The sequence below is a fragment of the Candidatus Hydrogenedentota bacterium genome, from assembly GCA_012523015.1.
In the GTDB taxonomy this organism is placed as follows: domain Bacteria; phylum Hydrogenedentota; class Hydrogenedentia; order Hydrogenedentales; family CAITNO01; genus JAAYBJ01.
Map to the genome: position 1 here is coordinate 1 of JAAYJI010000057.1, position 11,967 is coordinate 11,967.

The 11,967-nt window shown below is 50.4% G+C and carries 9 protein-coding genes; 3 read left to right on the forward strand and 6 right to left on the reverse strand.

The features are described from left to right. Positions 1-6 precede the first annotated feature (6 nt). Positions 7-804: a thiazole synthase gene (locus GX117_02415; GenBank protein ID NLO32202.1), complete on the forward strand. Its 798-nt coding sequence runs from the start codon at positions 7-9 to the stop codon at positions 802-804. 52 nt (positions 805-856) lie between these two features. Here GX117_02415 and GX117_02420 read toward each other — a convergent pair whose 3' ends face one another. The 4 genes from GX117_02420 to GX117_02435 form a co-directional block, all read right to left on the reverse strand. Further along, the gene (locus tag GX117_02420) at positions 857-2,476 is read right to left on the reverse strand and encodes a TolC family protein (GenBank protein ID NLO32203.1); all 1,620 of its coding nucleotides are present in this window, start codon (positions 2,474-2,476) and stop codon (positions 857-859) included. Continuing rightward, positions 2,473-5,643 (reverse strand): efflux RND transporter permease subunit, encoded by a 3,171-nt coding sequence (locus tag GX117_02425; GenBank protein ID NLO32204.1) that lies wholly within the window; start codon positions 5,641-5,643, stop codon positions 2,473-2,475. The genes GX117_02420 and GX117_02425 overlap by 4 nt, the downstream gene beginning before the upstream one ends. A gap of 26 nt (positions 5,644-5,669) precedes the next feature. Next, entirely contained in the window at positions 5,670-6,860 is a 1,191-nt protein-coding gene (locus GX117_02430) for an efflux RND transporter periplasmic adaptor subunit (GenBank protein ID NLO32205.1), read from the reverse strand. 79 nt (positions 6,861-6,939) lie between these two features. Further along, a complete protein-coding gene (locus tag GX117_02435) occupies positions 6,940-7,611 on the reverse strand; it encodes a CerR family C-terminal domain-containing protein (protein NLO32206.1) in 672 nt (223 codons plus the stop codon). A gap of 356 nt (positions 7,612-7,967) precedes the next feature. On the opposite strand from GX117_02435, the gene GX117_02440 reads away from it, so the two are divergent. Then, the gene (locus GX117_02440; GenBank protein NLO32207.1) at positions 7,968-8,978 is read left to right on the forward strand and encodes a prepilin-type N-terminal cleavage/methylation domain-containing protein; all 1,011 of its coding nucleotides are present in this window, start codon (positions 7,968-7,970) and stop codon (positions 8,976-8,978) included. Between the two features lie 230 nt (positions 8,979-9,208). Here the strand turns inward: GX117_02440 and GX117_02445 are convergent, their stop codons facing one another. After that, entirely contained in the window at positions 9,209-10,579 is a 1,371-nt protein-coding gene (locus GX117_02445; protein ID NLO32208.1) for a Gfo/Idh/MocA family oxidoreductase, read from the reverse strand. A gap of 214 nt (positions 10,580-10,793) precedes the next feature. Between GX117_02445 and GX117_02450 the strand changes: the two genes are divergently transcribed. Continuing rightward, positions 10,794-11,603 carry a DUF998 domain-containing protein gene (locus tag GX117_02450; GenBank protein ID NLO32209.1) on the forward strand — a complete coding sequence of 270 codons (810 nt, stop codon included), beginning with the start codon at positions 10,794-10,796 and terminating at the stop codon, positions 11,601-11,603. Positions 11,604-11,716: 113 nt separating this feature from the next. On the opposite strand, the gene GX117_02455 is transcribed toward GX117_02450, so the two are convergent. Beyond that, a partial coding sequence (locus GX117_02455; GenBank protein NLO32210.1) for a hypothetical protein occupies positions 11,717-11,967 on the reverse strand: 251 nt, incomplete at its 5' end.

Here is an 11,967-nt window from a genome sequence, read left to right on the forward strand (position 1 = left end):
ATCATTATGAATACACAGGATCCTTTCATCATAGCCGGTCGCACGTTTAATTCGCGGCTCATGATCGGCACGGGAAAATTCCCGAGCAACGACGCCCTTCACCAAGCCATCGAAGCAAGCGGCGCAGAAATTATTACCGTTGCACTGCGCCGTGTTGATTTAAGCAAACAAGAAAATCAAAGCATTCTTGCTGCTATCGATCCGAATAAACAACTGATCTTGCCGAACACCAGCGGCGCACGGACGGCAGAAGAGGCGCTGCGTCTGGCACGTTTGGCACGGGCGGCGGGACTCGAGCCCTGGGTGAAACTTGAATTAACGCCTGAGCCGCGCTATCTGCTTCCCGATCCGGTTGAAACACTCCGTGCCGCGGAAATGCTTGTGAAAGATGGATTCATCGTATTGCCCTACATCCAAGCGGACCCCGTGCTCGCCCGCAGACTTGAGGATATTGGCACGGCAACGGTTATGCCTTTAGGAGCGCCCATCGGCAGCAACCGCGGTATGAAAACCCGCGATATGGTGCGCATTATTATTGAACAAGCCCGTGTGCCGGTTGTGGTAGATGCGGGATTGGGCGCGCCGTCTCATGCAGCGGAGGCTATGGAACTGGGCGCTGATGCGGTACTGGTCAATACCGCATTATCTGATGCCCGTGATCATGGTATGATGGCGCGCGCCTTCGCCCTCGCCGTAGAAGCGGGCAGATCGGCTTATAACGCCGGGCTAGGCCCGCAGCGTGCTACTGCCGACGCCTCCTCCCCACTGACAGGATTCCTCTTTGAAAGGAATGAGGAGCGGTAGAAACTGAGCCTCCGCGGCTCGTTGCGTGAAGCCCTTTTGCGTTCTCATCGCTTTATTCTAAGGGACTCAGTTCCTCCAACACTTCTTCTAGCACTTCCGGCGGCGCTTCCCATCCTCCGCCCAGCGCCTTATATAAGGCGACAAGGCTGGTCAGCACATTCGTTTCACAACTGATCTGTTGGTCTTCAGCGGCAAACAAGGTACGTTCCGCATCCAATACGTTGAGGAAATTGACCAGCCCTTGTTTGTAAAGGTCGGTGGCAATATCCAAGGCTTTCCTGCCGGCATCAACACTCTTTTTAAGTTCGACCAAACGGTTTTGTTCTTTGGCGTACAAGACCAAGGCATTTTCCACTTCTTCAAAGGAAGATATAATGGTTTTTTCGTACTGTAACAGGGCTTGTTCCTGCCGGATATTTTGTATTTCTATGTTGGCACGAATGCGTCCGGCGTCGAAAACAGGCCAGCGTACTGCAGGTCCGATAGACCATGTTCGATTCGAAGACAAGCGCAAGCCTGAAAAACTGTCATCGGTCCCGGAGAAAGAACCGGTAAGGGAGAATTTGGGAAAGAGGTCGGCTGTCGCCACACCAATGCGTGCTGTCGCCGCGGCCAGATCCCGTTCAGCTGACCGTATATCAGGGCGTCGCTGCAATACTTCGGAAGGGATGCCGACCAACACTTCCGGAGGAGCCGCCGGCAAGTGTGTGGATTCCGACAACTCCTCCTTCAATGTTCCGGGCGCCTCTCCCGATAATATTTCGAGGCGGTGAATGGCTTGTTCAATAGCATATTCAAAAGTCGGTAAAGTAGAACGCATGTTGGCGAGGTGGGTTTCAGCTTGTTTTACATCCAGTTCATTGGTTAATCCCGCAACGAATCGCGCTTGCACCAATTCCAAAGACTCTTCCAACGCCTCAATGTTCTTTTTATTAATCAAGAGTCTATTTTGATAAGACCGTAAATCAAAGTAACTGCGTGCCGCTTCGGCTACGACCATAACGAGTAAGGAATTTTTATATTCTTCGATAGCCTGCACGCCTGCCCGCGCCGCTTCCAAAGAGCGACGGGTACCGCCGAAAAAGTCGAGCTCCCAAGAAGCATCAAATCCCGCGAGATATAAATCAGAATAACGGCTTGGCTTTTTCGCCATCCCTTCCGTACCCATGGATACGCTGGCAGTTGAGTTGCCGCCGCCTGTTATATCGGGTGAATACGAGAGGGTCGGTCCGCCCGGCGTGGATCCTGAAACGGAGACGCCCATGAGCCCATTCCGGGAAAATACTGCGGTGCCTCGTCCGGAAGGCGCGCCTCCCATAGCGGGCGGCTCCACACTGTAGCGGCGTTTATAGGAAGCGGAGGCATCTAACTGAGGCCACAATGCAGCGCCGGTAATGATTAAGCCGGTTCTCGCTTCCAAAATGCGCGTTTCCGCAATCTTCAAATCAAGATTATTGGCGAGGATACGGGCAACCAGATCATCCAATGTAGGATCGCTGAATTCTTTCCACCAATGTACGCGGTCGGCAGGATCTGCTTTCTCGCCGCCTTCCAAGTCTTCTGTCCATTGGTCGGCGACCTTAAAGTCCGGCTTTTCATAATCGGGGCCGGTCATACAGCCGGCAACAAGGACGGTCAACAATATACTGCCTATATAGAGACGGATCTTCATGAGGTTACTTCTCCTTCTCCTTTGTCATCACCGGCTTTTTCTCCGGGTGGAAGGGGCGCAACTTTCGGCTTTTTCCCCAGTTCACTGATCCATTGAACAATCACAAAAAAGAGGGGAATAAAGAAAATGGAAAGGAAAGATGCAGACATCATGCCGCCCATTACGCTGCCGCCAATAGAATGACGTCCGGCGGCGCCGGCGCCTTTACTCAAGACCAGTGGTAAGGCACCGAGAATGGTCGTGACAGCAGTCATCATAACGGGGCGCAGCCGCAGTCGTGCCGCTTCTAAGGCAGCCTCAACAATCGTCCTGCCTTCCGCCCGTTCCGTTGCGCAGAATTCAATAATAAGAATAGCCATTTTCGCGGTCAGTCCGATAACCGTCAGCAATCCAATTTGGAAATAAATATCAGCGTCTTCGTTGCGATACCAGACCCAGAGTGTGGCGCCAAAAGCGGCGAAAGGCACACTGAGCAGCACGGTCACGGGCAGCGACCATTTTTCATACTGAGCCGCCAATACGAGAAAGACCATGACAAGACCAAAGAGAATGACATAGATCGACTGGTTGCCTGCCCTGACTTCTTGGAAAGACCCGGAGCTCCATTCCACGTCAAAGCCTTCGGGCAACTTTTCCCGCGCCAGTTCTTGAACCCGTTTAATGAGCTGACCGGTACTCACGCCGGGAGCGGGAGCGCCGGTAATCTGTACGGCAGAGAAGCTGTTGAATCGGCTCACCACGTTCGGGCCCGCCTCCATCTCCACGTCAACGACACCGCCCAATTCGACCATGTCGCCGGCGGAAGTGCGTACGTGAATCTTTTTAATATCATCGGGGCTTTCTCTAAACTCAGGGTTGGCTTGTAATTGAACGCGGTAAACGCGCCCATAAATATTAAAGTCATTAATATAATAGGAACCCAAATAAGCTTGAAGGGTGTTATAAATATCGCCAATGGGAATGCCCAATATTTTGGCGCGTGTTTGGTTCAGATTAACACGGACTTTGGGTTGTTCGATATTCAGGACGCCGGAGACTCCTTCAAACATGGGATCTTGATTTAATTCCGCCACAAAATTGTTCATGACGGTGGCTAATTGGTTGATGTCGCTGCTGCCTCGGCTTTGCAGCTGCGCCTCAATCCCGGCGCGCAGCCCCAAACCGAAAATAGGCGGCGGAATAAAGGCAAGTACCGTCGCTTCTTTGAAGTTGCCAAAGCGCGCAAAAACACGCCCCATCACCGAAGAAGCACTATTCTCCGGATCCGGTCGTTCATCCCAATTCCTCAAGCTGACATACATGGTTGCAGAGCTCGACGTGACAGCGCCGGAAAGCATATCCTGACCGCACATGGCGCTTGTCCCGTCCACCTCAGGCTGTTCTAAAATAAAAGTCTCCACTTCCTTCACCACCTCAATGGTTCGATCCAAGGAAGCGCCCAAAGGCAGCTGCACCACAATCAGGAAAAATCCTTGGTCTTCTTGCGGAACAAAGGCGGTGGGAACCTCTCGCAATAAGGTATAGGTGCCCCAGATCATGGCGCCAAAGATCAGGACAGAGATCACGCCCAGACGAATGACCCATTTCACAGCGGTCATGAAGCGTCGCGCAAGGAAGTTAAATCCGTTGTCAAACCAACGGAATACGAAAATCTTGTTGTGGTTGGGCCGCAGCACATTGGCGCATAATGCCGGCGTAAGCGTGAGGGCTACGACACCGGAAAAGGCGACCGCCATGGCGATGGTAATGCCGAACTGCCGATACATCACGCCCGTGCTGCCGCCGAGAAAAGCGACGGGAACATAAACAGCGGCAAGGACCAGCACACTGGCAATGATCGGGCCCGTCACCTGCTTCATGGCTTTGATGGTTGCCTCTCGAGGCGCGAGCTTTTCATCGTGCATCAACCGTTCCACGTTCTCCACGGCAACGATGGCATTATCCACAACAATACCGATGGCAAGGACGAGGGCAAAAAGGGTCAGCGTATTAACTGTAAATCCAATAATCAGCAGCCCGGTAAAGGTACCGACAATGGAAATCGGGATCGCGACAAGAGGAATAATGGATGCGCGCCAACTACCCAGAAACATCAACACAACGATCACTACGAGCGCCGTCGATTGCAGGAAGGTTATCGCCACTTCCCACAGAGACACTTTGATAAATCGGGTTGTATCATTGGGAATGCTGTAATACATTCCTTCGGGAAAGTTCTCGGCCAATTCATCCAAAGCAATCTTAAGGCCGGTCATAGTCTCCAAGGCATTTTCCAAGGGCTGCATAATAACCGGAATAATCGCCGTTGTTTCTCCGTTGTAGCGCCCTTCAGAACCATAGCCTTGCGCGCCTAATTCGACGGTGGCGACATCCTTAAGCCGCACCAAAGATCCATCAGATTGGGCAACAAGAATAATATCTTCAAATTCGGCAACCGTAGTAAGACGGCCGGGAGCCAGTACAGGGAAGGTGAACTCAAGTCCATTCGGATTGGGCCGTCCACCAATTTCGCCTGCGGCATAGAGCCCGTTTTGCTCACGGATGGCTTGCGCCACATCATTAACGGTCAAGCCTTTCATCACGAGCAGATCCGGATTGACGGATATGCGCATGGAATAGTCTTTGTTGCCGAAGACGCGCATTTGCCCCACACCATGCACACGCTGAAGGGTGTCCTGCATATAAATCATGGCGTAGTTGCTCAGGAAGAGGGAATCGTGTTCGGGGTTGGTGGATTGCAGCGCAATGATCCCCAGGAAAGTATTCATACGCTTGGATACACTAGTGCCTTGACGGATCACTTCTTGCGGAAGACTGGGTTCGGCTCTCTTGAGTCGATTTTGAACTTCCACCGCAGCAATATCCAAGTCCGTTCCAATTTCAAAAGAAAGGGTTACGGAAAGACTGCCGTCGTTCGCGCTCTTTGATTGATAATACAGCAAATCGGGAATACCGCTTAGCTGCTGCTCGATAGGTGTCGCCACACACTCCATGACCGTCTCTGCGTCAGCGCCGGGATAAACAGCGCTGACCACAACGGTGGGCGGCGTAATTTGAGGCGATGATTCAATGGCCAACGAAAATAAGGACACCACCCCGCCTATGATAATTACAATAGAAATAACCCATGCAAATACAGGGCGATCCACAAAAAAAGCGGCTAACATAATATTTCCCTACTACAGACTTGAGTTCATTGGTGGGCAGAAGCGGATTCATCGGAGGCGCGCATGTCTGCGGGCACGGTATCGGCTTTGTCGGCAGCAGCCAAAACTACCTCAGCGCCGGCCCGAATCTTTGTCAGACCTTCAACGACGACTTGCTCACCTTCTTCCAGACCGCTAAGAATAACCCAGTCGGTTCCGGACCATGCACCGGTGGTTACCGGCCGTGATTCTACTTTTTTCTCAGCATTGACCACATAGACAAATGCCCCTTGCGGCGATTGACTGACAGAACGCTGCGGCACCACCACAGAATTGGGGCGTTCCCACCCGTTTATATAGACTTTTACAAATTGCCCGGGTTTCAGGCGGCGCTCAAGATTTTTAAAGGTAGCGCGCAATTCCACCGTACCTGTTTTTATATCCAAATCTACATTTTCAAAATCCAGTATTCCGTGACTATCAAAAGGAGTACCGTCCATGAGGGTAATCTCTACCTCCATGGAATCTCCGCTGTTGATGCGGCGCAAAATTCCTTCTTCTTCTTCCCGTTTCCACGCGAGAAAATCGGTTTCAGAAACTTGAAAACTAACATACAAAGGATCAACCTGCTGCATCACCGTTAAAAGGCTGTTTTGACCGGCATCCACCAGACTGCCCGGCTCTTTGACCGTTTTACCCACATAACCGGTCAAGGGCGCATCAATATGGGTGTAGCTCAGTTCGAGTTCAGTTTTTCCTAGCTGGGCTTTTGCCAAGCGCAATGCGGCGCTGGCACTCTGTCGTTCCGATATCTTTTGGTCGAGATCGCGCTGTGTAATCGCGCCGGGCTGGGTGACCGACTGAAGCCGGGCTACTTCTTGTTCTGCCAGCTGCAGCCGTGACTCTGCCTGCTCCACCATGGCGGCGGCAATTTCACGGTCCGCCTCAAAGGAGCGCGGATCGATACGATACATTTTTGCGCCCTTCTCCAAATAGCTGCCTTCCATGAAATCGCGAGACTCAAGGAAACCTTGAATCCGTGCGCGAATATCCACAATGCGCGAAGCCTGTGTAATGCCAACATATTCATACATGACAGGCACGGTTTTCAGGCTTACGGTCGCCACTGTCACTTCCGGCGCAGAAGCGCCAGCCGCCGGCGGACGCTGCGCGTGTGCTGTAACTACAAAGAGTGCAGCCCAAAGGGCAAAAACAAAAATAGAAATGCTTCTTTTCACTGTGATTACTCCGGTAATTTATTTGTTTTCAGATTGGGCGCCGTCGGATAAAGAGAAGATAAACCGATGATCCTGAGCGTTAACCGGCGTCACTTTCACTGCGCCCTGCTTGCCGCGTTATTTTTTGACGTACCGTCTCTATTCCGGCTAACGAAAAGGCTAAGATATGATCTGTCAAATCGGCAACGGAGCTTTTATCCAACTTAAAAATCTTGCGGGGAATACTATTTTTATTTCCGGGGGTTGCCAAAACGCACTGCCCGATAATGCTCATTTCACACCAAGCAAGCTCTTTTTCAGGCGCCTCGGAACCCAAAAATTCCTTTAAAATGCTTTGTATAATTTTACGATCTTTTTCAATAACGGTTAATAACAAATCCTCCAGCAAACCGGTGGAATCAAATATTTCCGACCAGCGGATTTGATGGAGGTCGCCGAGATTTTCAGGGTCGAACATACGGCTGAGATGGGCTTGGATATAAGCGCGCAACTTTTCTTCTGAGGAGGCGGACGATGGCAACGCTCCATCCAGAGGATACAATTGTTGAACGCGCTGACTCAAATGTTCGAAAACAACACGATAAAGATTCTCTTTGGATACAAAGTGATAATTGATAGACGCCACATTAGCTTGGGCACACTGACAAATCTCGGCGTGCGTCGCGTCCCGATATCCTTTCTCAGCAAAGACCTTACAGGCGGCTTCAATTATACGCTCTTTGGTACTGCGTCCATTTTTTGGACTTAACATAAACTTGTTCGCCTAAAATTTAAATATCAAATTGAAACAACGATTTGAATTATAAAACAAATGAAACACCAAATCAATGCCCCGATTCGAAGGTGGAAAACATTTTTAACGTTAGAAGAAACGGGGTGAACATGAAGGACAGCAGCAGCTTCCCAAGGAATCAAGAAAGAGACGGAATTAAAGTTTAAAATAATGTTTTTAAAAGTTGCAAAAATACATGCTTTACGTTAAGATTAAACCAAATAGTCTAGTCGGAAATGATCGACTCTCATTAGTGTGCTTAATTTTCTGTTTATAGATTTATTCACATTCAATTATGTTCAATGGTTTTATAACTGACAGAGAAAGGTCGTAGGATGAAGCGTAACGGATTCACACTGATTGAGTTGTTGGTTGTCATTGCAATTATCGGGATTCTGGCTGCCATATTGCTCCCGGCTCTTGCCCGTGCCCGAGAAGCGGCACGCAGAAAATCCTGCCAGAACAACCTAAAACAATGGGGCACCATTTTCAAGCTCTATGCCGATGAGCAAAAAGATTATTGGCCGCCCCTCCAAGTGACTGACCAATCGGGAGCCAACTGGCCTGCCGGTTCCGTACAAGACCGGCTGCGATTGGCTGCCGCGCCGCTGGTCGGTGCTTGGTACCCCAATTACAACGCAGATCCCTCTATTTGTATCTGCCCTTCTGATCCCGTCGATAGTATCAGTTCAATGAAAACCGATGACGGCGATTGGGATATCTGGGAACGGCCTTGGAAAGCAGGTCTCAGCTATATGTATTACGGGTGGATGATGGATCTTCTCGCGCATCCCAATTTGCCCCCCATAAGCATTAACGACTTGGTCAATCTGGACGCCATCTCCTCCGCCTTGAATCTGAACGTGCCCGCCGAAGGACGTGTTCCCGTGCAATTTGGGCACATCGTGGATGGTATGCTCGCCCGTGTGCTGCAACGTATCACCGCCACCCCCGGCGGCGTTGTGTTGCTTCAGCTCGCCGGCGAAGACATTACCGTACCTCAAGGCGTAGGCAATGGTCACGGCACGAAAATCTACCGTATAAAAGAAGGTAATGAGCGCTTTATGATTACCGATGTAAATAATCCACAGAGTTCCGCCATGGCACAAAGCTCCCTCTTCGCCATGTGCGACACTATGGGTAACGAAACTGGTATCGCCTTTTTCAATCATGTTCCCGGCGGATGCAACGTCCTATTTATGGACGGTCACGTCGATTGGATTCCTTACGTACCGCCCGCGCCCGGCCAAAACAATACTGACTCCATGGATCTTGGCGCAACCCAGCCCGTATTACCGAGCATGGCGAATCTAATTGGTGTCTTTACCTCTGCCAACGATATGTAGTCGTTCTTACTCAGTGAAAACAAATGCGTGGTGTGAGAGAGCAAGCCAAGGACTGACGCTCTCTCGCCCACGATCTGCACAAAGGCAAATACCCATTTCAGTGTCAAACTAAAGGATAAGCGATTCTAATTGAACCCTGCCTTGCTATTGACACAGTAATTAGAAAACAAAATTGCCGGTCGGAATAGCACGACCGGCAATTATTTTTTATGCAGCTAGGTTGAAAAGGCTTACACGAGTTTCCACGGGGCCCTATACTCACGACGAATGAGCGCGTCCGCTTCAGGCGCATTGGGGCAACGCAAATTCTCATGGTCCCACTCGAGTTTTTTGTTCAGGCGATAGGCGATATTGCCCAAATGATTCGCTTCCGTCAACAACCCGGAATAAGAGAAGGGACAGGTAGTGGGCGCCCCCGTCTTACAGGCATGTACCCATTCGGCATGGTGCCCTATAGAATCGGGAATCGTAGGTTTAGGGGCTTTAAAGCCCTTGAACTCATTTTCCGGCAAAAGCACGTGTTTTCCATAGTCAGAAAGTAACATGCCTTTATCGCCGATAAATAATATGCCGTCAGACCACTGGGGAATGCCGCCGTCGGTGTGGATTTGCGGTTTATCAAAACCTTGGTACCACGTCAGCTTAAGGGGACCTCGTTCGCCACGGGCCGCATACTCATAGGTTACGTGCATGGACGCAGGCGCTAATTCCGGATGGGGCGGCGGTCCGAAAGCTTCAATGCTCAAGGGATAGTCGAGATCCAATGCCCAGAAGGGCAGGTCGATCCAATGGCTGCCGAGGTCAGACATGGTTCCGCTGCCGAAATCCCACCAACGGTACCATTTGGGTCCCGGGAAATAAACATCATTATAGGGTCGTGCGGGAGCCGGGCCGAGCCACAGATCCCAATCTAATTCTTCGGGAATGGGATCTTCTTCGGCAGGACGATCCTGAACAAAAACAATATCTTTGCCTTTTTTGGCGTCTTCTTCGCTCTGCCATCCCCATGCTCGGGATACCCACACATGGACCTCACTGACGGAACCGATCGCTCCGGATTGAATTAATTCCACAACACGGCGATAATTTTTTTCCGCATGGATCTGGGTGCCCATTTGCGTTGCAACACCTGCTTTTTCGGCAGCCTCGCGTATGATCCTCGCTTCCCAAATACCGTGGGTAAGTGGTTTCTCGCAATAGACATGTTTCCCCAATTGGAGCGCCGGTAAGGTCGCAAAGGCGTGGGTGTGTTCGCAGGTGCTGACTACGACGGCATCAAATTCATCGGCGTGATCATAGACTTTTCTAAAATCACGTTCTGCCCGTGCTTTTGAAAAGTGTTGAGCAATCTTATCGAGGTTTTTGGCGTTCACATCACAAACAACCGTGATATTTTCGCTCTGAACACCACCCAGATTACCGGCGCCTCGTCCGCCCACGCCGATCATGGCAATATAGAGTTTGTCATTCAAATTCTGGCCGCGCACAATGGCGGGAAATCCAAACACAGCGGCTCCTGTCGTTAACGCCGATGCGCCCAGAAACTTACGCCTTGAAATGCCTTTGGGAGAACGGTCTTTTGCTTCCGCTGATTTCCGCATGATAAAAATCCTTTCCTTAATGTTTATTAACGAAGTTAGTGACAATAGCCTAACAAAGCACTATTGTCTTCTCCAAATCCATGGCCGCTCTTCAAAGGGAACTCATCTTCCCTCCCTTTTTAAAGAATTGGTTGAACCGCATTTGTCCGGGAAGGCGGCACTCTTTATAATACGCCACATGCTTTTCTTTTTAAGACCTTTGGAAAGGAATTTGATGAAGACACGATGCTTATTTTTACGTGGAGATTTTTCTGCACAAAGCTTGCACCGCTATCTCGCAGTATTTTGTGCCGTTTTTTGGGGATTGATCTTTGCCGCATGGCTAGGCTATCCGCGAGAGAACAGCTATTCTATCCTAACCCACACCTTCAGCTTTTTGGGAAGTTATGAACTGAAACACAGCCCGACCTGGTGGTGGCTCTTTTCTGTGGGACTGATTTTTTGGAGTGTGGCAGGTATACCGCTGATTCTCTATATTTATCGCCGCTTCGCGCGCATCTCCCTATGGGGCGCACGCATCGCCGCCCTCTTCCAACTCATCGGCAGTGTAAACATCGCATTGGTCGGCCTTTTCCCCGATGTGAATACGCCTCTGTCGGCAAGCTTGAAAGTGACGGATGTCCACGAAAAAGTCGCGATCTTGGCGGCGGCCATGTTTATCCTTGCCATCATTTTACATGGACTGTTATTGTTGAAAGGCCGCTATTTCGATAGGAACCGTTCATTCAACTATCGGTATTTTCTTCCTCTCTATGCCCTCTGGTTTGCTATTTTGCTCACCGCAACCTACTTCCTGATCAAATGGGAATATGTCTATGCAAGGTTGAAAGCAGCGGCAGCAGAACAAGGAACTTCTGTCGGCAGTTCGTGGTCTGAAGCCTTGAACACCATTTATTCGTTTCCGCTCTGGGAAAATATCCTTATTTACAGCCTCTTTTGCTTTATGGTTATAGTAGCGCTGCTCCTATCGAAAGCGGAAAATACGGGCGGCACCGACGCCTCAGCCGCCTCTCAAAAAAAGTGATACAGCAGGACAAACCCGCTCCTTCTACCGCTTAAGGCATAGCAATAATAAAAAAAGCCGACAGCTTCTCTCTTTGAAACTGTCGGCAACTTATTTCCGGTGTAGGCGTCGTTTTAATAAATGTTAAAGGCAGCCTGTCCGCTGATAGCAGAACGGGCAGTACGCACAGAAGTCATAATTGTGTAGGTACCGGGCTGAAGATTGGTCGGCACACGGAAAGGCTGTGAGCTGACCCACGTACCATCGTCGCGGTTGAAACTATGGGTGGACAAATCGGCGAGCACCTTGCCGTCCTTCAGCAGGGAGCGTTGTTCGCTCACTTCCACGCCTGAGCCGACTCCCAAGAGCGCATACTGAATGCTAG